We start from the raw sequence: 24,959 nt of genomic DNA on the forward strand, positions 1-24,959 counted from the left end.
GAATATTCCGGTGTTTCAAGATGTGCATCCATAAATCCTCTGATCCTTCACCTGGAAAGAAAATCTGAAAAATGCCGGTTCAGGAGATGCGCATAGCGCGGCCCCTGACAAACTGCGTTGGCTTGTCATTTTTGTTATGCGTGGGCAGAGAAAGAGCGTTCACAGACCCGGTCGAATCTGTGCTGTGTCACTGCCGGTTGTGAGGTAGGTTTCGTCCCTCGCGTCCAATAATATTTTTTCGTGTGGCCCTATGGAGCCGGAAAGGATTGCTAAGAACAAGATGAAAATACTGATGGCTTCCCTCAGGATAGATGAGGCACCCTTCAGCAAACTTTATATCTGGCAAATTATTGATAATACAATGACTTGCACAAAAAGAAGGCATCGCAGAAAATGCGATGCCTTCTGAACATCTTATGGATTTTGCGTTGCCTGAAGAGTGTGCAGCGTTAGGCTGCGACTGCTTCGCTGACCGCTTTGCGGCCCACACCATCATGAAGATCGAGCATGCGTTCGAACCACATCTGGACAGGGTCCGTTGCTGCAAAAAATGGATCTGCGCAACAGACGTTGCACCACTGCAGCGTGCCGAACAAAACATAGTCAGCATGCATGGCTTTCTCGCCGCCAAGCCAGTCTTGCGTCGCCAGCAGATCGCGCACCGGATTGAGCTTCTCCGGCAAGGTTGCCAGCTCTGCATCACGGTTAGCGTAGACGTCCTCCAGCGATTTTCCGAAGCGCTTTTCACGTGCAGTGCGGAAGTAAGCACGGTCCGCATCACTCATGATGTTGTACATGTCCATCACGGCAATTACAGCCAATGTCGGGTGCAGAACTGTTTTGCAATAACTCTCCACGAAACGTGAGAGATGCAGGCCGCCGTCCCCATCAAATAAGCTTGGTGTGTCGTTGTAGGTGGTTTCCAGATATTGCGCGATCTCGAAGCTGTCGCCCAGCAAGGTGCCCTGATCGTTGAGCACAGGCACGCTGTTATAGGAACCGTCTTCAATGCTGGAAATGTCGCCGAAGGAAACGGGCTTCAGGTCAAACGCGAGTCCCTTGTGCTTCAGGGACATGATGATCTTCCAGACATGCGGGGAATAGTGCTGCCCGGAGGCACCGCTGAGGCTGTATAAAATTCTTTGCATGTGGCTTCTCCCGATGAGAATTAAAAATGAAAAATTCCTCATTATTCCGGATTGTTGTTGTCTTTGACGCCAACTGGGGAGAGCAGCCATCCACCCAATTGGAAAGCAATGTGCAGCGAACTTCAGCCCAGAAGCTGGGCTGAAGTTGTGCGCGTTTGTTTTCTTGAAAAAGATCAGGAGGCGATCAGCGCCGCCTCTATGTTTTGGTCACCTTGAAACGGAATGCTGGTACAGTTGTCTGTTGCCAGAATGGAACGCACCGCTGCGATTACAGGATCGTCGATCCGGCAGGACAAATGCGCAAACAGCACGCGGGCTGATTTTTGCACCTGTGTCAGCAGCACGATATCGCCTTCCTGCTCCCGCGGGTTGGTTGAATTGGCATGCACAAGGCCGATGCCAACGCCGCTGGCGATCAAAGCGCGGGTGACCCCCTCGTCATCCACGTTGATCACGCGTTTTGGCCGGATGCCGTGTGTTTCCAGCAGATCGCGCGCAAGCCGCCCGCAACAGGAGTTGCAACTGGGGTAGATCCAAGGCACGTCTTCCAACGCCTTCCAGTTTACCTCAGAAGCCGACGGCACAAGATTGGCAGGTGCAGCGAGGTAAACGCAGAAATTGGAAATTTCCAGCGTGGAGAGATCGGAATCGTCTTCGCCAGTCTCCGTGTAGAATCCTGCATCCAGACTACCATTGCGGATGCCTTCCAGCACTTTGACCGATGCCCGATGTTGGAGCTCCACCTCCACCTCGGGGAACTCCTGGGACATGGCTGCCAGAAGATTGCTGACCACGCCGGTGCTGGAGTTGCGGCCTGCGCCGAGTGAAAGTTGCCCTGCCAAGCTGCCGCGCAGCCGGGAGGCTTCCTCCAGAAACTTCTGGTGCCTGTCGAGCAGCTGGTGGGCTTCGTTCAGCAAACGCTGCCCATCTGGCGTCACCGCCATGCCTCTTGGGGTGCGCTGGAACAGGGTGAGTCCCAGCGTTTCTTCCATGTTTTTTATGTGCGCACTAACAGCCGGTTGGCTTCGAAAAAGCAGTTCAGAAGCTTTGGTGATGCTGCCCTCACGAGCAACCGTCACAAAGGTTTTGAGTTGATGAATGTCCATCCTTTTCCTTCCAATAAGAAAAGAGTCTCTTGAACGTATTCGGCTCTGAAAAGGACAATAACTGTGCTCAGCCGTTGGCTTTGGGCTAGTATGCTGGCTCCCGCTAAAAGGGTATGCCCTGTCATCAGCCTACGATAACTCTGCAGCTACACCAAGCCAACTTTCGGGGACGTGCTCCGAAACGGGTGAGGTTCCAGCTTCGCTGTGAGGAACCTGCAGGCAGATTGGGTGCCGGTTATTGTGAACGCGGATTGATTCCATCGCGATAAGTAAAATAAATTGTGGTTTTGATGAATATTTTGAGTGATTACCATCATCTACGCAGTTTTGTTTCCGTAATTTCGATTAGTGATTTTAATTTTATTATGTTCATCCATGTAAAAATCTATTTTTATGACTACATGAGATTTATCTATTTAATGTGACAATACATGACTTCAGAATATTGTATAGATTTAAAGTGGAATATTGATAATCACTTAGAGGAATTCTAATTTATTCTTGAGTTTGTTAGGGCGATTTGCTCAAAAAAAGTATCATGCATCTGACGAAATGACGGCTTTCGCAGCACACAACTGGCAATGTGTTTGCGGACCTGTGTGATCTACTCAGAGATTATCCAAGGGCTTTGACAAGCCCGGTACATCTGTTGCTAGCGGATATGCATCGCTTGCATTTCAGCACTCAGCCAGTTGATGAAATCCCACACCTGAGCTGAGGGAATGGAAGTTTCCGGCAGCACGAACTGGAAGGCCCGCTGGCAAGGGAGTGTTTCCCGGAATGGTTCGATCAGCGTACCTGCATTCAGCGCATCTATGACATACAGATCTCTGAGGATGGCAAAGCCACGCCCGGCAATGGCGCTTTGCAGGATCAGGTCCGTGTTGTTGAAGGTGAGCTGCGGGACCATCTGGCCGGAGAAGTCTGGCCAATAGGCTTCCAGATACTTCTGCCAGTGAAACGCCTCGTCCTCATGGATAAAGTCCGCCTTTGCAAGCAATTCAACGGGGGCTGAATGCGGGGCTATCGGCTCGCCTGCCAGTGCTGCCAGATAGCTGGGCGCACACACCACCCGCATCCGTTCCTGTGGCAGTGGGATGAGAGGGGAGGCCCCAAGATCCCCTTCCGTCTTCGGCAACAGGCGCAGAGCCACATCCAGCTTCTCCTCCGCAAAATCAACGAAGCGGTTCGCAGCGCTGATGCGGATGGCCACGTTGGGATGCAGAGCGGAGAACTCGGCCAAACGTGGGACGAGCATAATGGAGGCCAAAGAGGGCGCGATGCCGATTGTCAGCTGTTTTCGCGCTGTCTGGCTAGCCAACAGGTATGAGAGATTCTCTATACCATTGTTGATTGCAGAGACTTCAGAAAGAATATCCTGCACCAGCTCCGTCTGCTCCAAATTGCGCCCGTTCATGCGGAATAGTTTGACATCCCAGCGTTCTTCTAACTGTTTGATATGATATGAGATAGTTGGTTGAGAGACGTTCAGTTCCCGCGCGGCAGCAGAGATAGATTTGTGCCGTGCAACAGCATCCAGTGCGCGTAATTCCTGAAGGGTGGGGACGAAACGTCGGGAGATAGCCATGGGCCTTGTATAGAGTTTTTCTATACATGGATCAATCAGACTGATTTGTCTTGCTTTGAATCGCACCTATAATCTGCCCAAAATTTTGAAAATTGTCCGTCAGAATGACGAAATAGGGGGTTGGGATGTTTAAAAATACCGGAAAAGCCATCATTGGGGCTGCATTGTTTGTCTCTGCAAGTGTTGCTGGTCTGAGCGTGCAGGCTGGAGAGGCTTTGGACGCGATCATGAAGAACAAGACGCTGGTTGTAGGGTCAAACTCCGACTATCGCCCGAACGCGTTCATGGGAGATGACAACCAGCTGCAGGGCTTCGACATCGACGTCTCCAAAGAGATCGCAAAGCGCCTTGGCGTAGACGTGCAGTTCGTTACCCCAGGTTGGGAAGTGATGACCGCAGGACGCTGGCACGGCAGATGGCACATGGTGGTTGGCTCCATGACCCCAACGAAAGCCCGCGCGCAGGTGCTGGATTTCCCGGCTGTCTACTATTACACCCCGGCAGCGTTTGCGGTTCATAAGAACTCCAAAGCCACCTCACTGGCAGATCTGAACGGCAAGGTTATCGGTGTTGTGGGTTCGTCCACCTACCACAAATATCTGGAGCACAAGCTTGAGATTGATGCGGTTGGTGCGCCATCTTTCGAATACGCTGTGACACCGGGTGAGATCAAACTTTACAGCGACATCAACGAGTTCGACGAGCTGTCCCTTGGTGACGGTGTGCGTCTCGATGCGCTGGCGCAGTCCGTTCCTGTCATTCAGCAGGCAATGAAGAAGGGCCTCCCGATCAAACAGCTGGGTGATCCAATCTTCTATGAGCCGCTGGCGATTGCGATCGACAAAGGTGACAAAGAGCTCAACGACAAGCTGGCTGCTATCGTGGATGAGATGAAGAATGACGGCACACTCGCTGAGCTCTCCAAGAAGTGGCACGGTGCGGATTTGGTAAGCGTTAAGTAAGACCATGATCACACTCACCAATGGTGCTTTCAGGCAGGGGCCAGCCCGCCTGAAAGCTGCAGCAACGCTCGGACTGCTGGCCTTCGTGCTGGCGTTTGCTCTGGCTTTCAATCAAGGCCTGATCGGCTCGTTCCTGCGCCCTGCAATGAGCGAGGAAACACTCTCCGGCTGGTGGGGGCGCTTTTCTGTATCCATGGTGATTTTCCTGGCAGTCTCAGGCCTCGGCTATCTGGTCCTGAGCCTGTCCCGCCGGGCGCAGCTGATAACAGTCTGGCTTCTGCTGGCAGCAGGGGCATTTGGTTTCTTTCTCAGTTTTGAGCTGAGCTTCGAGTTCATCGGCAGAAAACTACCCTTCCTGCTGGGCACCGGAGCCTTCACCACACTCTACGTCTCTGCCATTTCCATTTCGCTGGCCTTTGCGTTTGCGCTCATGGGCGCCACGGCGAAACTCTCAGGCATTGGTGTGATTGAAGGTGTGGGGGCGTTTTACACCTCCTACTTCCGCGGTGTGCCGCTGCTTGTGCAGCTCTTCCTGATCTACCTCGGCCTGCCGCAAATAGCTATGTGATTTCGCCGGTGCCAGCCGCCATCATCGCACTGTCGCTGGTGTACGGGGCCTACATGACCGAGATCTTCCGCTCTGGCATTCAGTCCATTTCGGTTGGCCAATGGGAAGCTGCGGATGCGCTCGGATTGCAACGCTTGCTGACCTTCAGAAAAGTCATTCTGCCTCAAGCCATGCGGGTTATTGTGCCGCCGACGGGCAACCAGTTCATCGCCATGCTCAAGGATTCCTCGTTGGTTTCCGTGGTTGGGGTCTGGGACATTATGTTCATTGCCAGAACGCAGGGGCGATCTGACTTCAAGATTTTGGAGATGCTGATCACCGCCTCCATCATCTACTGGGTGATGTCCGTTATGCTGGAGTTTGTGCAACAGCGGATCGAAAACCACTACGCCAAGTCGCTGAAGCGATAACATTACTTTCAATGATTTCAGAGTGCGCTTGCGCAGATATTTAGTACCCTGAAGGGATACGCTCATGACAAATAACAGTGGCATCACCACTCTGCCGAGTGCGGTTGCCGAAAAAAGACCTATTGTCGGCATCCTGGCGAATTCCTCAGAAGAGGCCGGTCTGACAACGCAGACCATTGATGATAAATACCTGACCGCCGCGATGCAGGCTGTCGGAGCTGTCCCAGTCATCCTGCCAACTCTGCTGAGTGACGCAGAACTGGCGCATGTCCTTTCGCTGGTGGACGGTGTTATTCTGACAGGTGATGCTTCCAACATTCAGCCGTCTTACTACCGTTGCGGTGGTACGGTTGAGAGCCACGGCCCATTTGATGACAAGCGGGATCGTGCTGCCTTTGCGCTGATTCGTGCCACGTTTGCAAAGAATATCCCGCTGCTCGGCATCTGCCGCGGCATGCAGGAGATGAACGTGGCCTTCGGCGGCACCATCCGTAACGATCTTTATGAAAACGAAGCCTTCGCGCTGCACCGCCCCATCGACTACAAGCTGCCACCAAAGCAGCGTTATGGTGCAGCCCATCAGCTTTGCCTTGAAGAGAACGGGCTCCTTCGCGACATCCTTGGCGATGGCACCCACTACGTGAACTCACTGCATGAGCAGGCCGTGGACACGCTGGGGGAGGGCCTCATGCTGGATGCGACTTCTGAGGATGGGGTGATTGAAGCCTTCCACCATCCGGAAAAGGAGTTCTTCCTTGGCATTCAATGGCATGCGGAGTTTGAGGCGGTAAACAATCCGGTTTCAACGCGCATTTTCGCAGCCTTTGCTGAGGCCATGCAATGCACAGAACGGGTGAAGGCTTTTCTGTAATTCCTGCGAATTCAAAGAGGATTGCATCAAAATACCTAGGAGAATTCGAACCAATCTCCACTAAGTCTCATCGGATCACCCAATTGTTCTGCTGAGTGGTTGAGACAGGGTTGTATCATTGTGAAAAGGTTCATTGACGAGTGGAAGGGCTATTTTGGGGACTTACCTCCCTACAGCCATTATCTCCGCAATGTGATGCCTGAAAGGTGGGTCAGGTTCCACGCCTTACCAGATGCCAAGCGCTATGCCGAGACACCGGAAGAAGAAGCAATCGTCTTCGACCGGGGCCGCATTCTGGGCAACCGGATCTTGAAGGAGGGGCAAAAATGCCTCTTCGTTGAGTACTTTCCCAACTTTGAAGAATACCCTTTGCCCTATAGTCATAAACTGCTTGATCAGTTTCGGCTGAAATACTGGTTCAAGTGGAAGTATGAGGAAGACCCGTTTGGTGAGCAGGAGACAATTGGCTTCTATGGAAATGAAGTCCGGTGGTTTCCTGAGGTCTATCGAGGCGCCTTTAAAGATGCAGCACATGATGACGAGCGCTTCTTGCTGATGAACCGTGAGAGCTCGCGGATTCTGGCACCTTATGATGGCGGTTTTGACTGCTTCTTGCTGAATGAGGAAGAGGTGACACGCCTTAAGTCTGAGTTTGAAGAATGGCTTTCTCCCTGTAGCTCTGGTCTATAGTATTTCAAAGAGCTGCTGCACCATATGAGGGATGGGACTGATGAAATTTATTGAAGCCGGGGTGCTGAACGTTGCCTATATGGATGTGGGACCGAAATCAGGTGTTCCTGCCATCCTGCTCCACGGCTTTCCCTATGACGTGCACAGCTATGATGAAGTCTCCGTTATCCTCGCCAATCGCGGTTTCCGCTGCATCGTGCCTTACCTGCGCGGCTATGGTCCGACGCAATATCTTTCCCCTCAGACTCCTCGTTCAGGCCAACAAGGAGCGTTGGCGTTTGACCTGCGCTCGCTGATGGTAGCTCTTGAGATTCCGCAGGCGATCCTAGCCGGGTATGACTGGGGTGGCCGTGCAGCCTGCATCGCAGCGGCTCTGTGGCCGGAAAAGGTGAGGGGGCTGGTCAGTGGCGGTGTAGCCTACAACATCCAGAACATCCCGGCAGCCTATCGCCCAGCTTCGCCGGAAGATGAGCATCTGTGGTGGTATCAATACTACTTCCACACCGAGCGTGGGCGAAATGGTTTGGCTGAGAATAGGGAAGACCTAACACGGCTGCTCTGGCAGCAGTGGTCCCCGACCTGGGAGTTCTCCCGCCGCACGTTCCGTGAAACCTCCGAGAGCTTCGATAACCCGGATTTCGTGGATACGGTGATCCATTCTTACCGGCACCGCTTTGGCCTCGTAGAGGGCGATCCGGCCTATGAGAAGATTGAGGTTCTGCTGACCGCACAGCCAAAGATCAACGTACCAGCTATTGCGCTGCTCGGTGCAGATGATGGTGTAAGTCCGCCGCGCCAAAGCCGGGGGCATGAAACCAACTTCAATGGATACTACGATGCCCGTGTGATTGATGGCGTAGGCCACAATCTGCCTCAGGAAAGCCCGGAGGCGTTCGCGGCAGCGATCATTGAGATTGCGGACCGGACAGAGCCTAAGCTTCGCCACAAGGGTGGGGAGAGAGGGATGGGCCTCTCTCCAATCGCTGGATCAGGCAGCTGACAGAGTCAGCGCGTCCAGCTCTTCAAACGGCAATCCAACATACTCTTCCGCCAGAGCCCGTTGTTGGGTTTCGTTTTGCAGCAGCAACTCGTAGCTGTTCTGCTGGATCTTGGCATCAAACCCGTTCATCTCCGGGAACACATGCATCAGCTGTGTCATCCGCCAGGAGAAATTCTCAGAGCTCCAAACCCGGCGCAGAGCCAGTTCTGAATAGCGCTCCAGATGAGTAGAGCGATTGCTCTTGATCTGCTCAATCAACCCGCGTGAGAGATAGAACACATCAGAGGCTGCCAGATTGAGCCCCTTTGCGCCTGTTGGTGGCACGATATGCGCTGCATCGCCAGCAAGGAACATACGCCCGTACTGCATAGGCTCTGCCACGAAGCTGCGAAGCGGCGCGATGGACTTTTCGATGGAAGGGCCGGTGACAATCTCTGAAGCGACTTCCGCCGGGAAGCGGGCCAGAAGCTCTTCCCAGAACCGCTCGTCAGACCAGTCCATAACGCTGTCTGTCAGCGGACACTGAATGTAATAGCGGCTCAGTAGCCGGTTGCGTTGTGAGGCAAGGGCAAAGCCACGCTCATGATAGGCATAAACCAGATCCGGTAGCGGCGGTACTTCTGCCATGATACCTAGCCAACCAAACGGATAGGCACGCTCGTAGGTGCGCAAGATGTCCGCTGGGATTGTCTTGCGGCTCACACCATGGAAGCCATCGCAGCCGGCAATGTAATCACAGTCCAGATGATGCGACTGCCCGTTTTTCATATAGGTCACATAGGGCGCGTCTGCTGTGACGTCATGCAGGGTCACATCTGCAGCTTCATTGATGATATTGCCGCCCGCTTGCTCGCGTGCGTCATACAAATCTTCAGTGATGTCGGTCTGGCCGTAGACCATCATCTCCTTGCCGGTCCATTTGTGCGTATCAATGAAATGGCTCGGGAAACCCTGCCGCGTAATCCATGAGCCCTTTTTGCTCTTGCCGTTCTTGTCCATGCGTTCTGCCAGGCCGTAATCGCGCAGCAGCTGCACAGTACCGGTTTCCAGCAGGCCCGCCCGGATGCGGGAGAGGACATAATCCTTGGTGCGCTGTTCCAGAACAACGCTGTCGATGCCGTTTTCGCTCAGGATGTGAGAAAGTAATAAACCAGCCGGACCGCCGCCGATAATCGCAACCTGAGTACGATCTCTATGGTGGGTCATGAAAAATTCCTTAGGTTCAAAACATCTGTCAGATCGCGGCAATTGGGATATGCGCTAAGTCAGAAGTAAAATGGATTGCGAATACACGTTTGAATAGTGCTCAGTGTTGCCGTTTATGATTGCTATGTAAAATTGATTTATCGGCAAAAATCATAGCAAAATTGCTATGTGAGCCTTTGGGAAATTGATGAGGTGCTCTCGATGTTAATTTGACCTTTGAAGATGGCAAACATCATTGAGTCTTACCACTCTTGAACAGCCATCTTCATCACGTTTCAAATGTGTAATGCTGCAGGGCCTGATGTCATACATAATGTTCTGCAGGTGGGTGTCACTTGAAAGACCAAGCCACCAGTTGATCATGCAGATTATCGAGTTTGCATGACTAACAACCACTGCCCTCTCAATATTGGCCGCATCCAGATGGTTCATGTACTGTTCAATTCTGCTGTACAGCATCCTCCAGCTTTCTCCACCATCATACGGAATCCAATCAAGGATTGGCTGAGTTGGAGGAACTCGGATTTTATCGGCTTCAGCTTTAGGTAGATCCTTTGCTGCTCCGTTGTTCAGCTCACGTAGTTCTGGAGCTTTGACGAGCTGGCCACCGGTTCTTGCAGCTATCCATTTACTCGTCTGGGATGCACGCTTCAGGTCACTCGTAAAAATCGGAGCAGAATATAAGCGAGCATTCTCGGCCAGATATTCAGCTGTTCGCTTTGCCTGATCAATGCCATGTGGTGTTAAGGCGGTATCAGTCCAACCACCCACAACACCCTGCAGCAAATGCTCACTTTCGCCGTGTCTCAAAAGGATAAGTTCGTTCAACATATTGATCGTCGGTGGTTTAGTGAAGGCCTAGAAAGGCTTCGATTTCTGGGTGCAAATCAAGCATATTTCTTGCTGTCAGATATCTACTTGAGGACGGAGCTTGGACACCAACTATTATGCATTTAATGTTCTGAGAGGACGCAAAACCAAAATCAGCTGAGACACTATCTCCGATCATGAGATAGTCATCAGGGTTATTGTTTTGGGCGAGTTCTACTACTCGGTCGAAGCAGGCTGGATTGGGCTTTTCGATACCAGTGTTTCCTGACGAGATGATTTCGTCAAAATAGGTGTCCAGTTCAAGGTCCCTGACCAACTCAGGTAATTCCGGTACATGATTGCTCAGGATGTAATTACTTCCTCCGTTGTCTTTTACGAGTTGAAGTACATCCTCGATGTTTGGTGTAATCTCCCAACGCTTCACATCTAAAAATGTGTTTCTGAAATGTTGCATTAGGTTATCGTCGTCTACTCCACAGGCATGAGCAGCTTGATAGAGGATGGGCTTTATGTTGTCCCACCATTCTTCGGCACCTAAAGCGTCATGCAGCTTTTCTGGGCGATGCCAAGGAAAGCCGCTGGAAAAGTGTGCTTTGATAATCTCGCTATCTGCTACAACATTATAGACGTCTTTCAGAACAACTTTCATTGTGCCTGACCAGAGGCCGGGTAAGCGCGCAATAGTGCCGTCAAAGTCCCATAAGATATTCTTTTTCAATACTCATGTTCCCCAATAACAAAGCAAACACGCTGAAAACTAGGAAAGCAGCTTTGGTAGCCAGAGGGTTAGGGCTGGGAAGCTGACCAGAATGGCGACGCGTACCAGTTCGGCTCCGAAGAAAGGTGCTACGCCTTTGAAGGTCTGGCTCATTGGCGTGTCTTTGGCCAGAGCCGAGATGACGAAGACGTTCATGCCCACTGGTGGCGTGATCAATCCAAGCTCGACCACAATCAGCGCAAGAATGCCAAACCAGATTTTCAGGTCTTCTGTGCTCATGCCATATCCGGCGCCATCGGCACCTTGATACATGCCGCCGTTCAGTTCCATCAGAACCGGCCAGAAGAACGGGATCACCAGTAGCATCATGGACATGCTGTCCATCAGGCAGCCAAGTGCAATCAGAGCCAGCAGGATCAGGATCATCACGGTCATCGGCTCCAGACCAGAGCCTGCAATCCAGGCAGCAGTCTCTTGCGGAAGGCCAATGCGAGACATGAAGATTTTAAGCAGTTCAGCCCCCAGCAGGATCAGATAGATCATACCTGAAGTGGCTGCTGTCTCCTTCAGTGCTTCGATCATGTCTCCAAATGCCAGATTGCGCTGGAGCAGTCCGAACATCATCACGAGGAACACACCCACCGCAGCAGCTGGTGTCGGATTATAGAAGCCGAAGTAGATGCCACCGATGACAAGTCCGAAAACCGTCAGCACAGGCAGCACGCCTAGGGAGGCTGCGAGGAACTCTTCGCGCGTTCCGGCACCCCCAGCAGGACCGGAGGAGGGGCTGACGAGAACGTAGAGCGCGATGACCGCTAAGAACAAAAGAACGGCCAAAATACCCGGAATAAACGCAGCAACGAACATAGTAACGATGTTCGCTTCCACGATCACAGCATAGATGATCAAAATAACGCTTGGCGGGATGAGAATGCCCAGAACTCCGCCAGCAGCGAGCGTTCCAGTCGCCAAAGCGCCTGAATAATTGTAACGCTTCAGCTCTGGCAGAGCCACTTTGCCCATGGTTGAGGCGGTCGCGAGCGAGGATCCGCAAACTGCACCAAACCCAGCACAGGAAGCAATGGCGGCCATTGCAGTACCGCCCTTCATCCAGCCCAGCCACGCATTGGCCGCTCTGAACAGAGACTGGCTCAAACCAGTTTTTGAGGCGAGCGCTCCCATCAGAATGAACAGTGGAATGACAGAGAGGTCGTAGATCGCGAACTGGCCATAAGCCAATGTTTTCAACTGGCTAAGCAGCAGCATCGGGCCGTTGATCAGCGCAATCCCGACCCCGCCGACAAGGATCATGGCGTAAGCAATCGGGATACGGATAACAATGAGGAACACCAAAACGGCGAGGGCACCAAAGCCATAAATAGACTAGCCGCCATCAGGTTCTCCGGATCAGATCTCTGGAGTTTTCACTCAAGGTGATGATCGCGCCAATGCTCAGCAGGAAAAGCGAAATCAAAACAGGTACATACGCATACCAAACAGGGATCTGCAAAATTGCGGTGGTGTATTCGTATTCTCGTTGATCAGACATACCGTAGTACATGCGCCACAAAAGCAGCAGCCCAAACCCAAACGCAATCACAGACGCGATCAATGCAAGAAGCGCTTTCAAACGAGGCCCGGCTTTGCTGGTAAAAATGTCCGCTGTGACATTGGCATCGGTGATTTGGCAGAACGGCAGGAAGGAGAAAACTGCGATAGCAACACCGATCTCGGTGAGCTCAAAATCTCCGGGAAATGGAGCGGCCCACATGTTGCCGAGGGTGGAGTAGATGTTGACTGCGACCACTGCCAGCAGAACCAAACCACCGGCAAGTGCCCATGCTACAATAAGTTTTTCGAAAGCACCGGCAATGCCGGTGCGTCCGAGTTTTTGAAAGGCGCCCATAGCTACTCGCTGTGCTTGGAAATCAATGCCTGTGCTTTTGCAACCATCGCGTTGCCATCAATGCCTTTTTTGGAAACTTCCGAGGTCCACTTTTCTACCACTGGAGCCAGAGCTTCTTTGAAGACAGCTGTTTCTTCGTCAGAAAGAGTGATGTGTTTGTTGCCTGACTTTACTGCGAGGCCGATGCCAAAGTCATCAGTTGCGCGCCAAACTTCACCAACCTTTGCCCACCACTCAGGACCAGATGCATCGCGGAATGCTTTCTGAATATCAGCAGGCAGACCTTCCCAGCGGCCTTTGTTCATGGAAACCTGGAAGACAGAAGTACCAAAGCGTGCTTTGCCAGCACCTTCGATCTGGTATTCAGTCTGTTCCTGAATTTTCAGCGGTGGGATGATTTCCCAAGGAATGAACGCGGCATCAATCACGCCCTTCTGCAGAGCTGTCGGCAGTTCCGGAACTGGCATTGCGGCTGGAGATGCGCCGAGCGCTTCAATCACCCAAGCGCCGGTGCGGGATGGTGTGCGGATGCGCATGCCTGCCATATCAACCGGGCTGCGAACTTCCTTGTCGCGTGTATGAAGGCCTGCACCTGCATGCACATGCAGGAACATGACTTCCAAGCCCTTGTATTCAACTTCAAGGTCGCTCTTGAACATATCGTAAAGTGCAAGGTTTGCAGCGCGAGGGTCATCAAGGAAAACAAACGGCAATTCCATCACTTCAGTGCGTGGAAAAAGGCCAGGTGTGTAGCCATTCAGGGTCCAGACCAGATCAACTACACCGTCACGAGCCTGGTTCACCAGCTCAGGTGGGCGACCACCCAGTGACATGGACGGGTAAATCTCGATTTTGACCTGACCACCGGAATTCTCTTCAACGGCCTTTGCCCATGGTTCCAGCATTTTAGTCTGTGCCGGTGCCTTTGGGCTTAGAAAATGGTGAAGCTTAAAAGTGTATTCTGCCGCGCCTGCCATGGAAACACTGGCAAGCAGAAGCGCTGTTGAAGCGCAAAGGCCTTTGAAATTACCAAACATAAGTATGTGACCCTCCTGAAGAATGGTCTAAACCAGACATGCCTTCCTGATCCTGCACTTGGGACAGTCTCAGCTCCCGAAGGCTGTCGAATTCTTAATCACGATCCGGATGATCCGCCAAGGAAATTCTTAGGAATCACCACTGTGAATTCGGAGAATTACATACACTTTTCAAAATGAATAATGAAAAATACCGTGCTTTTCATGCCGCATTGGGTATCAATATGTACTCCGAAATGATGTCCCTTCAGTAGGCTGGCGCGTGTGTTTCTTCCCGCTCGCTCAGGTCCATCAGAATCTCCGCAAAGCATTGAGCTGCACTGTCCAGTGTCTCGCCTGCACGCATGTTGAGGCCGACCGATCCCACCGTTGCACGGGTATCAATGGGCAGTTCCACAAATTGGCCGCTCTCAATCTCGCGGGCAATCACGCCGCGAGAAATGATCCAGATTGCATTGTACTCCTGAGTGAACGCTCTGCCGAAGGAGTCTGATACCGTCTCGATCGCCTGCTCTGGTTCCGGGATGCCGTGTTCAATGAAGAGACGGTCCACGAAAGGGCGGATAATCGAGGCTGCGGAAGGCATTAGGAGCGGAAAAGCATCCAACTCACTCACGCTGATTTGTGGCTTACCTGCCAGAGGATGGTTCTTGTCGACGGCAAACACAACACGCTCACGGTAGTGTGGTTCAAACACCAGTCCTTGCATGTTCTCGGGTGCGGGAAGGCGGCCCATAACCAGATCCAGTTCACCATTTCGCAGTTGATCCAATAGCACATGGTTCTCACCAGTCACGATATGCAGTCGATTGCGCAACCCCGTATCAAGGAAAGCTTTGACGGCTTGTGGGATGAGCGAAGCAGCGACAGTTGGCAGCGCGCCGATGCGGACCATTGGCCCGTCGCTATAGCTGAGCTGAGATAATGCATTGATGCCGTTACGGGCAGCCGCTAGACTGGTGCCTGCATGGCGCAGGAACACCTCACCATAGTGGGTGATGCGAATGCCTCGCCCGTCTTTTTCTATGAGTGGCTGGCCGCAGATTTCTTCCAGTTCTCGGATAGTCCGCGTCACAGCGGGTTGGGTCAGGTGAAGTACCTCCGCAGCGCGGCTCACGCTGTTCTGGCGGGATACCTCAACAAAAGCTTCCAAATGCCTGAGCTTTAATCTGCGCAAGTTATTCATAACAATCTCAATATGATTAATCTGGATAATATCATTATTCATTTTGAAAAGGGCATGCAATTTATCCGTTTAGGGGGATGTGCATGCACTTCATAGACTTAAACGCGACTACGCTTCACTTCAAAAAGACCAGTTCAGACACAGCTGCTCCAGCGCTTGTTCTGATCAATTCATTGGGAACGGACTTTCGCATTTGGGATGAGTTTCTGCTTCATCTCGGGCATCAAGGCGAAGTGCTGACCTATGATAAACGAGGGCATGGTCTTTCTGGTGTTGGGGATGCGCGTTTCTCCATTGATTTGCATATGCGAGATCTTGCTGCACTCATGGACAGTCAGGGCATCAAGAATGCGGTGATTTGCGGTGTATCTGTAGGGGGAATGATCGCAATGGCGCTGCAGGCAGCCCGACCAGATTTGGTCAGAGGCTCATCCTGTGTGATACCGCACCACGCATTGGTGACCCTCAGGGGTGGCAGGACCGCATCGACGCGATTGAGGCCAACGGGATGGAGGGGGTCGCCGATGCGGTGATGTCCCGTTGGTTCTCAGCAGGCTTTCAAGAAGAGATGCCAGCTTCTGTCGCAGGTTATCGCAACCTGTTGTGCCGGACACCGGTGGATGGATACCTCGGCACTTGCGCGGCCATTCGTGATGCGGATCTGACATGCTCAGCAGCTCAGATCGACGTACCTGTTTTGTGCATCGCAGGGGAGGATGATCAGTCCACCCCACCAGAGCTGGTGGAAGAGATGGCAAACCTCATCCCGAACGCCAAGTTTGAGCGGGTACGCAACTGCGGACATTTGCCGAGCATTGAGCAACCTGAGTATCTGGCGCATCTGGTTCGGCAGGCAATCTCGCGTTGGCCGGGTAACGTTGATCAGCGTGAACAGCGTCAAACTGAAATCTACAAACAGGGAATGCAAACACGTCGCCGGGTGTTGGGGGACACACACGTGAATGCAGCTGAAGTACAAAAGAACAGTTTTGATGCGCCATTTCAGGAACTTATTACTGAAGCCGCATGGGGTCATGTATGGTCAAGGCACAACTGGACATTGCGAGAGAGGTCCATTGTAACTATTGCGCTTCTCGCTGCGTTAGGGCACCTAGATGAAGTGGCCATGCATGTGCGGGCTGCAAGAAACACCGGGGCAACACGGGAAGATATAAGCGAAGCTCTGCTGCACACCGCAATTTATGCCGGTGTGCCAGCCGCAAACAGCGCCATCAAAGTCGTAAAAAATGTGTTCGCGCAGCTTGATGCGTCAGGGGAGTGAGATGAGCAAGCCAACGACCAATGCTGGTCCGTTCTTTCCGCGAGATCGAAACTGGCACCCGCAGGCATTGTCGCCCAATTACAAAACGAGTGTGTTGCGGTCTCCGCAAAAAGCACTTCTGTCATTCGGAAATACAATCAGCGAAACCACTGGGCCGGTGTTTGGTCACAACATGCTTGGTGAGCTGGATCATGATCTGGTGTTGAACTACGCCAAGCCCGGTGAAAGCGCGTTGGGAGAACGCATCATCGTGCATGGTCACGTTATGGATGAAGAAGCCAAACCTGTGCCAAACGCGCTGGTGGAGGTGTGGCAGGCCAATGCAGGTGGTCGTTACCGTCACAAGAAAGACGGCTATCTGGCACCGCTCGACCCAAATTTCGGTGGATGTGGCCGCGTCACCACGGATGAGAACGGTTACTATGCCTTCCGCACCATTCGTCCCGGACCGTATCCATGGCCAAACGGGGTAAATGACTGGCGTCCTTCACATATCCATTTCTCTCTCTTCGGTTCCGGCTTCGCGCAGCGTCTGATCACACAGATGTACTTTGAGGGTGATCCGCATATTCCGATGTGCCCGATTGTTCGAACCATCAATGATCCTGCAGCCATTGAGATGCTTGTTGCCAAGCTGGACATGAACCACACGGTGCCAATGGATGCACGCGCCTATCGATTTGATATTGTTCTGCGCGGACGTCGCTCGACCATGTTTGAGAACCGTATGGAGGGCAATTGATATGACTAAGCTAGAGTATCTGAAAGAAAGCCCAAGCCAGACCGCTGGTCCATACGTTCACATTGGTTGCACACCAAACTTCATTGGCAACGCGGGGATCTTTAAGGAAGATCTTGGTGCCCGCATGGTGAATGAGCAGAGTAAAGGCCAGCGCATCACCATTAAAGGCCGCGTGTTTGATGGAACTGGCACACCACTAAAAGACGCCCTGCTGGAGATCTGGCAGGCCGACAGTGAGGGCCTGTTCAACAGTCCATCGGAAACACGTGGAGATGCAGATCCAAACTTTACAGGGTGGGGACGTCAGCCGGTTAATCTGGAAACTGGTGAGTTCTGCTTTGAAACTGTGAAACCGGGTTCTGTGCCATTTCCAGATGGCAGAGCGCAAGCGCCGCACATCAACTTCTGGATCGTCGCACGCGGAATCAATATCGGCCTCAACACACGCATGTACTTCCCGGAAGAGGAAGAGGCCAATGCCGCGGATCCGGTTTTGAGCCGAATTGAGCATCGCGTTCGTGTCCCGACGCTGATCGCCAAGCAATCCGGCGACACCTACACCTTTGATATTTACATTCAGGGTGAAAACGAAACCGTCTTCTTTGATATCTGATTGATAAATATGGCTGAATTTCTGTCTCTAAAAGATGCGGTCAAGAAATACCTCAAAAGCGGCGACATGGCCGCTTTTGAAGGTTTTACGCATCTCATCCCCCACGCTGCTGCCCATGAAGTCATCCGGCACGGCATTGATGAACTCACCATCGTCCGCATGACGCCGGATCTTATCTATGATCAGCTCATCGGTATGGGCTTGGTCAAAAAGATGATCTTCTCCTATGCCGGCAATCCGGGAGTTGGTTTGCTGCGCCGGGTGCGCGATTCAATCGAAAACGGTTGGCCGCGGTCTATTGAGATTGAAGAGCACTCCCATGCAGCCCTTGCCAATGCATATGAAGCAGGTGCAGCAGGACTGCCATGTGCGGTCTTTCGTGGCTATCTGGGAACAGAACTTCAGCGCGTGAATCCAAACATCAGAAGCGTAATATGTCCCTTTACAGGTGAAGAGCTGGCAGCCGTTCCATCCATTCGGCCTGATGTCGCTTTCATCCATGCTCTCAAAGCGGATCGCAAAGGCAACGTGCTGATTGAGGGTATTGTGGGTGTGCAGAAAGAAGCTGTTCTGGCGGCCACATATTCCATCGTGACAGTTGAAGAAGTGGTTGATGAGCTGGACACGCATATGAACGCTTGCATTCTGCCGCACTGGACAGTTTCAGCCATTTGCAAAGTGCCGGGTGGAGCGCATCCATCTTATGCGCAAGGATACTACGGCAGAGACAACAAGACGTACATCGATTGGGATCCGATTGCTGCAGATCGCGAAAAATTTCAGGCGTGGATGGAAGAGCATGTGTTGAAGCAGGGGCCAGATGTGTTTGCTGGCCGCATCAAAGGGCTGGAGGTGACGTCATGACTGAGCAAGACTTTACCCCGGACGAGATGATGGCCATTGCTGCATCCCGTGCCTTGAGCAACACTGATGTCTGCTTTGTCGGCATCGGCCCTCCATCTGCGGCTTGCAACATCGCGCGCCTCACGCATGCGCCTGATATCACGTTGATCTATGAGAGCGGGACGATTGGCACTGCGCCAGATGTTCTCCCCCTTTCCATTGGTGATGGTGAACTCTGCGATACGGCGCTGACAACTGTTTCTGTAACTGAGATGTTCCGCTACTGGCTGCAAGGCGGAAAGATCACTGTCGGTTTTCTGGGGGCAGCGCAGATCGATCGTTTCGCCAATATCAACACAACGGTGGTGGGTGACTACGACAATCCAACAGTGAGATTGCCCGGCGGTGGCGGTGCACCAGAGATCGCTTCTTCCTCTCAGGAAATCTACATCACCATGAAGCAAAGCAAGCGTGGTTTTGTTGAGAAACTGGACTTTTTTACCTCCTTTGGACACGGGGAGGGCGGTGACCACCGCGCACGTATGGGCATCACGACAAAAGGCCCGACACTGCTGATTACAGACCTTGCCATCTGGAAGCCGGATCCTGTCACCAAAGAGCTGACGGTGGTATCCCTTCATCCGGGTACGACCAAAGAACGGGTGCAACAAACCGTGTCTTGGGCTGTACGTTTCAGTGATGATTTGCAGGAGACCCCTGCGCCGACTGAGGAGGAACTGTCTGTTCTGCGCGCATTGAAGGCGCGAACAGCGGCGGCGCATGCGGGTAACAGAGTGGGGACGGCCTGATGTCAGAGGCATATATTTGCGATTATATTAGAACACCAATTGGTCGTTATGGGGGCGCACTGTCTTCAGTTCGGGCGGATGATCTGGGTGCTCTGCCAATCAAGGCATTGATGGAACGTAACCCTTCCGTGGATTGGGAAGCGGTTGATGAAGTGTATTACGGCTGTGCCAACCAGGCGGGCGAAGACAACCGCAACGTTGCACGCATGGTCGCTCTGCTGGCAGGCCTGCCAGAAGCTGTTCCAGGCACAACACTGAACCGCCTGTGTGGTTCTGGCATGGACGCCGTAATTGCAGCGGCTCGTGCGATCAAAACAGGTGAGTGTGATCTGGTGATTGCAGGCGGCGTGGAGTCCATGTCTCGCGCACCTTTCGTCATGCCAAAGGCAACCACCCCGTTTTCTCGTGCAAACGAAGTGTTCGACACCACCATTGGCTGGCGCTTCGTGAACCCAAAAATGAAGAAGCAGTTTGGCATCGACAGTATGCCTGAGACTGGTGAGAACGTAGCTGAAGATTTTGGCATCTCCCGTACGGATCAGGATGCCTTTGCTGCCCGCTCTCAGGCAAAAGCTGCTGCCGCTCAGGAAAATGGTCGTCTTGCCAAAGAGATCATCGACGTAACAATCCCACAGCGCAAAGGCGATCCGATTATCGTCTCTGCTGATGAACACCCACGTGCAGGAACGACCGCTGAAAAACTTGCAAAGCTGCCAACACCATTCCGCGAAAACGGCAGTGTCACTGCAGGCAATGCATCCGGCGTGAATGATGGTGCGGCTGCGTTGATTGTTGCATCTGCTGAAGCAGTCAAGAAATACGGCCTCACGCCAATCGCACGTGTGTTGGGTGGAGCAACAGCTGGCGTATCTCCGCGCATTATGGGTATTGGGCCTGCCCCTGCTGCAAAGAAGCTCTGCGCCCGTTTGGATCTGCAGCCTTCCGACTTTGATATCATCGAGTTGAACGAAGCCTTTGCAAGTCAGGGCATCGCTGTCCTTCGCGAGTTGGGCCTTGATGAAAGCGCTGAACACATCAACCCGAATGGTGGTGCAATTGCATTGGGTCACCCACTGGGTATGTCTGGTGCGCGCATCACCGGCACCGCTGCTCTGGAATTGAGCCTGCAAGGCAAAAAGCGTGCACTGGCGACCATGTGTATTGGTGTTGGTCAGGGCATCGCAATCGCGCTTGAAAGGGACTGATGTGGTTGTGAGCCTCTTCACAGACCCGGTGTGGAGCGGATTGTTTGGAGACGAGGAGGTAGAAAGTGCCTTCTCACTCGAAGCAACGCTGCAGCACTATCTGGCTTACGAAGTGGCTCTCACTAATGCTTTGAGCGAACATGCGCTCATTTCAGCGGATGCAAAAGAGGCTGTACTCAAAGGTTGTGAAGGTTTCGAGCCAGACCTTGCTGGACTGAAAGCAGGCGTTGCCAAAGATGGTCTGCCAATCCCGGCTTTCATCGCCCAGTTGCGTGCCCGCATAGGTGAGCCGCACGCTTCTGCATGTCACAAAACATCCACCAGTCAGGATGTTATGGATACGGCACTGGCTTTGGCCTTGAAACAAGTCTCACAAGTTCTGACTACTCGTCTGGCAGCAGTGATTGACGCACTCGAGACGCTGAAGTCAGCAAATGCCGATCATACACTTATGGGCCGAACCCGTATGCAAGCTGCCCTGCCAATCACAGCAGGTGATCGCATTGCTACGTGGATTGCACCGCTGGAGCGTTATCAGCAGAAACTGGAAGATGCTGCAAAGCAGGTTTCTGTGCTTCAGTACGGCGGTCCTGTTGGAACTTCCGCAACACAAGGTGAGCATGCCGAGGTTATTGCCTCGCAAATGGCGGTCGAGTTAGATCTGGGAGTACCCACTCAGTCATGGCACACACAGCGGGATGATCTGGTTGATTATGCGAATGTGCTTTCCATGATTTCCGGAAGCCTCGGCAAGCTGGGTGCGGATGTTACGTTGATGGCTCAACAGGGTGTTGGTGAGATCAAACTTACCGGTGGAGGCAGCTCGTCCGCCATGGCTCACAAGCACAATCCAATCAATGCAGAACTGTTGGTTACACTGGCGCGCTACAACAGCACGCAAGTATCCGCCATGCATAGTGCGCTGGTGCATGAGCAGGAGCGTTCAGGCGTTGCATGGGCTTTAGAGTGGATGATCTTGCCTGGCATGTGCATGGCGACGGGAGCCGGTCTTCAGAGTGCATTAAAGCTGCTGCAACAAACAGAGTGGATTGGAGCTCCCTTAAGTGATTAACTGCGCCAACTGAGTTTAGAGGGAGAATGAGAATGTCCAGTCGTAATGAAGCCATCCAACGGGCGGAAACCTACTTCGACAGCGGCGCATTCCTCAAAGACCTGGCACGATTGATTGCAATTCCTACTGAAAGCCAGGAGCCTCACTCTAAGCCCCAACTGATGCGTTACCTGAAAGAAGAGATGCGCCCTCTGCTCGAACGTCTCGGCTTCAAAACGCACATATTCGACAACCCCAACCCAGCCGGTGGACCTTTCCTCTATGGTGAGCGGATTGAAGACCCTAGCCTCCCAACCATCCTCACCTACGGTCATGGTGATGTAGTACGTGGGCAGGCAGGCAACTGGATGGGGGGCAGAGATCCCTTCGTTCTGGAAGAAAATGGTGATCGCATCTATGGCCGGGGGACTGCAGACAATAAATGCCAACACCTGATCAACCTGCAAGCTTTGGGCTGCCTGCTTCAGGAGAAGAAACAACTCGGCTTCAATTGCAAAGTGATTATTGAGACATCTGAAGAGACAGGTTCTGCTGGTCTTCAGGAGTTTTTCGAAGAACACAAGAGAATGCTGGCCGCTGATGTGCTCATCGCTTCCGATGGTCCACGACTGCAAGCGGATACACCAACTGTTTTCACAGGCGCTCGAGGTGCTCAGACCTTCACCTTGCAAGTGAACCTGCGTGATGGTGCAAACCACTCTGGCAACTGGGGTGGGTTGCTTGCTGATCCTGCCATCATCCTTGCCAACGCAATTTCCTGCATTGCTGATGCTCGGGGGCAAATCCAGATTCCGGCCTGGCGTCCAACCAGCCTGACGCCGGACATCCGTGAAGCACTCAGTGAGCTGCCAGTTGGGGATCCTCAGGGACCAACAATCAGTGAAAACTGGGGTGAGGAAGGGCTGACACCTGCTGAGCGTGTGTTCGGTTGGAACTCCTTTGCCGTATTGGCCATGAAAAGCGGCGTTCCAGAAGCCCCCGTCAATGCCATTGACGGCTACGCTTTCGCTGTCTGCCAACTGCGCTATGTGGTGGGAACGGATGTTCAAGGCCTAATTCCAGCTCTGCGCGCTCATTTGGATGCGAATGGCTTCAAGGATGTTGAGATCAGACAAGAAGACCGTGGCTTCTTCCATGCGACCCGTCTTTCTCCGAACAATCCGTGGGTAAAAATGGTCTCTGCTTCCTTGGAGGAAACAAGTGGTAAGAAACCACATGTGCTGCCGAACCTTGCTGGATCATTGCCTAATGAGTGTTTTGCTGAAACTCTCGGAATGCCAACAGTTTGGGTGCCACACTCCTATGCTGGATGTTCTCAGCATGCCCCTAACGAGCACATCCTCAAGCCCGTTGCGCGAGATGCACTGCGTAACATGGTGGCTTTGTTCTGGGATATTTCAGAAAATGGAGCACCCAACTGACAGGTGAGTGTCAACTAAGAACCCTTAAAGCCGATCAAAGCTGCTAAAAGCGCTATGATTTAAGGAGCTTACGAATTTCTGTTGAGTGGACAGTGGAGAAATCAGATTTCTTTGAAAAAAATGCATTTGCCCGCTGGACAGGAGAAATCTGGCACCCTATAAGACGCTCACCTTCGCGGGACGGAAAACAAACCGCCCCAGCAGAATGTGCCCGGATAGCTCAGTTGGTAGAGCAGCGGATTGAAAATCCGCGTGTCGGTGGTTCGAATCCGCCTCCGGGCACCACTTATCTCCTTGAAATTAATAGATAATAAACCGAGCATTCGCTCAGATTTCTCAAAGTTTGACACTTTTTTCGGCATGGTTTGACACTTTTGCTCTAACCGCTTGCTGAACTCTTCCCCGCGCAGAGTGATTTCCTTCTCAAATCGGACTGCAATATCCGACATGCTTTTGCGCAAATCAGCTCCTTTTGCATAAAGCCGTGCCATCGCTTCTGTCTCATGTCCCAGCGCAGCGGCAAGGTCTCTGTCATTCAGCCCAATCTCCCGCAAAATGGTCGCCACCGTATGCCGCAGACCATAAAGAGTAAGACCCGGCTCAATCAGGTTCTTGTCTTCTAATTGGATGCGCAACTTTCTCCACGATGCTCTGAACCCCGAAACAGTCCATGGTTGCCCTCTGGAGTTTGCACAAAGTGTTGGAGCTGAGTGGGTAGGGGCTTCATCAAGAGCTGCTTTCAAAGGTGCAATGACAGGCCAAAAGACCGGAGCTCCTGTTTTGGCTCGCCGGGTTGAGATGAAACCATTTTGGTATTGTTGCTTGGAAAGCGTAAGCGCGTCTTGTGGGCCAAGCCCCGTATACATCATTAAGGTAAGGGCAGGGACCATTTGAGCCGGGGCGTGTTTTAAAACGATCCTGCGCTCATTATCTGTCCAGGGCCTGTTGGCGATTGGAGCGTTCTTAGGTTTGCGGATGGATTTAACCCCAAGCGCAGGGTTTTCTTTGACGAACCCACGTTCTTTGCCCCATGAAAACAGAACAGAAAGCACCTGCTTTACATAGTTTGCAAAGCGCCTCTTATGTTGCTCCTCTGCTCTATCTCTGAGTTTGACAATGAAGGGTGAGGTAAAGCGGGTGAGGGGTGTGTTGTTGATTGGCGCCAGATAATCAAAGACCTTTTGATAGTCCGACTTGGTGCGATCAGCCAACTCAAGGAAGGCAGAGCTGGCTCGATACTTGTCAATCAGATTGCCGAGCGTGCCCGGCCTGCTGGTATCAGCCATTGACATCAAGCTTGTCAGTCGCTCGCATTCCGCCAGAAAGGCAGCACTGCCGATTGGCGCTTTTTCCAGATTGATCGCCTCTCCAGTCTTGCGATGATAACACCGCAGCTTGCCATGCTGGTCTTTGAAGATCTTGAAGCCTTTGACCCGGATCATCGTCATATCAGGCTCCAAGTTGATTGAGGAGATCATCGTCCGATGGACGGCTGTCTTCCTTTAAGCCTTCAATCCAGCGATCCAGATCCTTGACGTCCCAGACCTTACGCCCTCCAGGAAGAAGAACAGCGGGAACCGGGCAATTGGCCAGGAAGCTGGTTGCACTTAGACCGCAATAAGAAGCCGCATCAGCTCTCTTCAGCATGCGATACGGCTGGATACTCAAGTTCAACTGCGCTCTTGCCATATCGATCCCCTCTCGATCTTCAGGCTATAGATGTTTTGATGCCGACAGCATGGGCC

23 protein-coding genes, 1 tRNA gene and 3 pseudogenes are annotated in these 24,959 nt (G+C 52.5%); 15 read left to right on the top strand and 12 right to left on the bottom strand.

Annotation, left to right across the window (positions count from 1 at the left end):
* Positions 1 to 449: 449 nt before the first annotated feature.
* From JCM12308_RS13640 to JCM12308_RS13650, 3 genes are all read right to left on the bottom strand, one after another.
* On the bottom strand, positions 450 to 1,148 hold the full coding sequence (locus tag JCM12308_RS13640; RefSeq protein WP_054784115.1) for a glutathione S-transferase family protein: 699 nt from the start codon (positions 1,146 to 1,148) through the stop codon (positions 450 to 452).
* Between the two features lie 173 nt (positions 1,149 to 1,321).
* A complete protein-coding gene (locus JCM12308_RS13645) occupies positions 1,322 to 2,254 on the bottom strand; it encodes a LysR family transcriptional regulator (protein WP_054784116.1) in 933 nt (310 codons plus the stop codon).
* Positions 2,255 to 2,906: 652 nt separating this feature from the next.
* Complete coding sequence (locus JCM12308_RS13650; RefSeq protein ID WP_054784117.1) at positions 2,907 to 3,842, bottom strand: LysR substrate-binding domain-containing protein; 936 nt, start codon at positions 3,840 to 3,842, stop codon at positions 2,907 to 2,909.
* Between the two features lie 125 nt (positions 3,843 to 3,967).
* Between JCM12308_RS13650 and JCM12308_RS13655 the strand changes: the two genes are divergently transcribed.
* The 5 genes and pseudogenes from JCM12308_RS13655 (at position 3,968) to JCM12308_RS13675 (ending at position 8,343) form a co-directional block, all read left to right on the top strand.
* Positions 3,968 to 4,804, top strand: a complete 837-nt coding sequence (locus tag JCM12308_RS13655) for a transporter substrate-binding domain-containing protein (protein ID WP_054784118.1) — start codon at positions 3,968 to 3,970, stop codon at positions 4,802 to 4,804.
* A 4-nt stretch (positions 4,805 to 4,808) separates the two neighbouring features.
* A pseudogene (locus tag JCM12308_RS13660) lies at positions 4,809 to 5,782 on the top strand (amino acid ABC transporter permease).
* 64 nt (positions 5,783 to 5,846) lie between these two features.
* On the top strand, positions 5,847 to 6,653 hold the full coding sequence (locus JCM12308_RS13665) for a gamma-glutamyl-gamma-aminobutyrate hydrolase family protein (RefSeq protein WP_054784119.1): 807 nt from the start codon (positions 5,847 to 5,849) through the stop codon (positions 6,651 to 6,653).
* A gap of 120 nt (positions 6,654 to 6,773) precedes the next feature.
* Complete coding sequence (locus JCM12308_RS13670) at positions 6,774 to 7,343, top strand: DUF3885 domain-containing protein (RefSeq protein WP_008549443.1); 570 nt, start codon at positions 6,774 to 6,776, stop codon at positions 7,341 to 7,343.
* 40 nt (positions 7,344 to 7,383) lie between these two features.
* On the top strand, positions 7,384 to 8,343 hold the full coding sequence (locus JCM12308_RS13675; protein WP_208978569.1) for an alpha/beta fold hydrolase: 960 nt from the start codon (positions 7,384 to 7,386) through the stop codon (positions 8,341 to 8,343).
* Here the strand turns inward: JCM12308_RS13675 and pobA are convergent.
* From pobA to pcaQ, 7 genes are all read right to left on the bottom strand, one after another.
* The gene (pobA, locus tag JCM12308_RS13680; RefSeq protein ID WP_054784120.1) at positions 8,332 to 9,549 is read right to left on the bottom strand and encodes a 4-hydroxybenzoate 3-monooxygenase; all 1,218 of its coding nucleotides are present in this window, start codon (positions 9,547 to 9,549) and stop codon (positions 8,332 to 8,334) included. The two genes, JCM12308_RS13675 and pobA, sit on opposite strands and share 12 nt — an antisense overlap.
* A 204-nt stretch (positions 9,550 to 9,753) precedes the next feature.
* A complete protein-coding gene (locus tag JCM12308_RS13685; RefSeq protein ID WP_083417357.1) occupies positions 9,754 to 10,380 on the bottom strand; it encodes a histidine phosphatase family protein in 627 nt (208 codons plus the stop codon).
* A 16-nt stretch (positions 10,381 to 10,396) separates the two neighbouring features.
* Positions 10,397 to 11,098, bottom strand: coding sequence for an HAD family hydrolase (locus JCM12308_RS13690; protein ID WP_054784122.1), 702 nt, complete (start codon positions 11,096 to 11,098; stop codon positions 10,397 to 10,399).
* A gap of 39 nt (positions 11,099 to 11,137) precedes the next feature.
* Positions 11,138 to 12,451: a TRAP transporter large permease gene (locus JCM12308_RS13695; RefSeq protein WP_373282365.1), complete on the bottom strand. Its 1,314-nt coding sequence runs from the start codon at positions 12,449 to 12,451 to the stop codon at positions 11,138 to 11,140.
* A 40-nt stretch (positions 12,452 to 12,491) separates the two neighbouring features.
* On the bottom strand, positions 12,492 to 13,004 hold the full coding sequence (locus tag JCM12308_RS13700) for a TRAP transporter small permease (protein ID WP_054784124.1): 513 nt from the start codon (positions 13,002 to 13,004) through the stop codon (positions 12,492 to 12,494).
* A gap of 2 nt (positions 13,005 to 13,006) precedes the next feature.
* A complete protein-coding gene (locus JCM12308_RS13705; RefSeq protein WP_054784125.1) occupies positions 13,007 to 14,041 on the bottom strand; it encodes a TRAP transporter substrate-binding protein in 1,035 nt (344 codons plus the stop codon).
* A gap of 247 nt (positions 14,042 to 14,288) precedes the next feature.
* Positions 14,289 to 15,227, bottom strand: coding sequence for a pca operon transcription factor PcaQ (pcaQ, locus tag JCM12308_RS13710; RefSeq protein WP_208609211.1), 939 nt, complete (start codon positions 15,225 to 15,227; stop codon positions 14,289 to 14,291).
* 83 nt (positions 15,228 to 15,310) lie between these two features.
* Here pcaQ and pcaD point away from each other — a divergent pair.
* The 10 genes and pseudogenes from pcaD to JCM12308_RS13760 form a co-directional block, all read left to right on the top strand.
* Positions 15,311 to 16,005 (top strand): annotated as a pseudogene (pcaD, locus tag JCM12308_RS33005) (3-oxoadipate enol-lactonase); the annotation flags it as partial.
* A gap of 144 nt (positions 16,006 to 16,149) precedes the next feature.
* On the top strand, positions 16,150 to 16,509 hold the full coding sequence (pcaC, locus tag JCM12308_RS29945) for a 4-carboxymuconolactone decarboxylase (RefSeq protein ID WP_054784227.1): 360 nt from the start codon (positions 16,150 to 16,152) through the stop codon (positions 16,507 to 16,509).
* Positions 16,493 to 17,251 carry a protocatechuate 3,4-dioxygenase subunit beta gene (gene pcaH, locus JCM12308_RS13725; RefSeq protein ID WP_054784126.1) on the top strand — a complete coding sequence of 253 codons (759 nt, stop codon included), beginning with the start codon at positions 16,493 to 16,495 and terminating at the stop codon, positions 17,249 to 17,251. The genes pcaC and pcaH overlap by 17 nt, the downstream gene beginning before the upstream one ends.
* Before the next feature lies 1 nt (position 17,252).
* Positions 17,253 to 17,864, top strand: coding sequence for a protocatechuate 3,4-dioxygenase subunit alpha (pcaG, locus tag JCM12308_RS13730; protein ID WP_054784127.1), 612 nt, complete (start codon positions 17,253 to 17,255; stop codon positions 17,862 to 17,864).
* A 9-nt stretch (positions 17,865 to 17,873) separates the two neighbouring features.
* Complete coding sequence (locus JCM12308_RS13735) at positions 17,874 to 18,728, top strand: CoA transferase subunit A (protein ID WP_054784128.1); 855 nt, start codon at positions 17,874 to 17,876, stop codon at positions 18,726 to 18,728.
* Positions 18,725 to 19,516, top strand: a complete 792-nt coding sequence (locus JCM12308_RS13740) for a CoA-transferase subunit beta (protein WP_054784129.1) — start codon at positions 18,725 to 18,727, stop codon at positions 19,514 to 19,516. The genes JCM12308_RS13735 and JCM12308_RS13740 overlap by 4 nt, the downstream gene beginning before the upstream one ends.
* Positions 19,516 to 20,721 (top strand): 3-oxoadipyl-CoA thiolase, encoded by a 1,206-nt coding sequence (pcaF, locus tag JCM12308_RS13745; protein WP_054784130.1) that lies wholly within the window; start codon positions 19,516 to 19,518, stop codon positions 20,719 to 20,721. Before JCM12308_RS13740 ends, pcaF begins: the two co-directional genes overlap by 1 nt.
* The gene (locus JCM12308_RS13750; protein WP_244271906.1) at positions 20,708 to 21,793 is read left to right on the top strand and encodes a 3-carboxy-cis,cis-muconate cycloisomerase; all 1,086 of its coding nucleotides are present in this window, start codon (positions 20,708 to 20,710) and stop codon (positions 21,791 to 21,793) included. The genes pcaF and JCM12308_RS13750 overlap by 14 nt, the downstream gene beginning before the upstream one ends.
* Before the next feature lie 32 nt (positions 21,794 to 21,825).
* Positions 21,826 to 23,214 (top strand): M20 family metallopeptidase, encoded by a 1,389-nt coding sequence (locus tag JCM12308_RS13755; protein WP_054784132.1) that lies wholly within the window; start codon positions 21,826 to 21,828, stop codon positions 23,212 to 23,214.
* A 209-nt stretch (positions 23,215 to 23,423) separates the two neighbouring features.
* Positions 23,424 to 23,499, top strand: a tRNA-Phe gene (locus JCM12308_RS13760).
* Between the two features lie 194 nt (positions 23,500 to 23,693).
* Here the strand turns inward: JCM12308_RS13760 and JCM12308_RS33010 are convergent.
* Positions 23,694 to 24,692, bottom strand: a pseudogene (locus JCM12308_RS33010) (tyrosine-type recombinase/integrase); the annotation flags it as partial.
* Positions 24,664 to 24,903: a hypothetical protein gene (locus JCM12308_RS13765; protein ID WP_208609212.1), complete on the bottom strand. Its 240-nt coding sequence runs from the start codon at positions 24,901 to 24,903 to the stop codon at positions 24,664 to 24,666. The gene JCM12308_RS13765 and the pseudogene JCM12308_RS33010, both read right to left, overlap by 29 nt.
* Positions 24,904 to 24,959: the final 56 nt, after the last annotated feature.

The organism is Pseudovibrio denitrificans JCM 12308, from assembly GCF_001310815.1.
Classification (GTDB): domain Bacteria; phylum Pseudomonadota; class Alphaproteobacteria; order Rhizobiales; family Stappiaceae; genus Pseudovibrio; species Pseudovibrio denitrificans.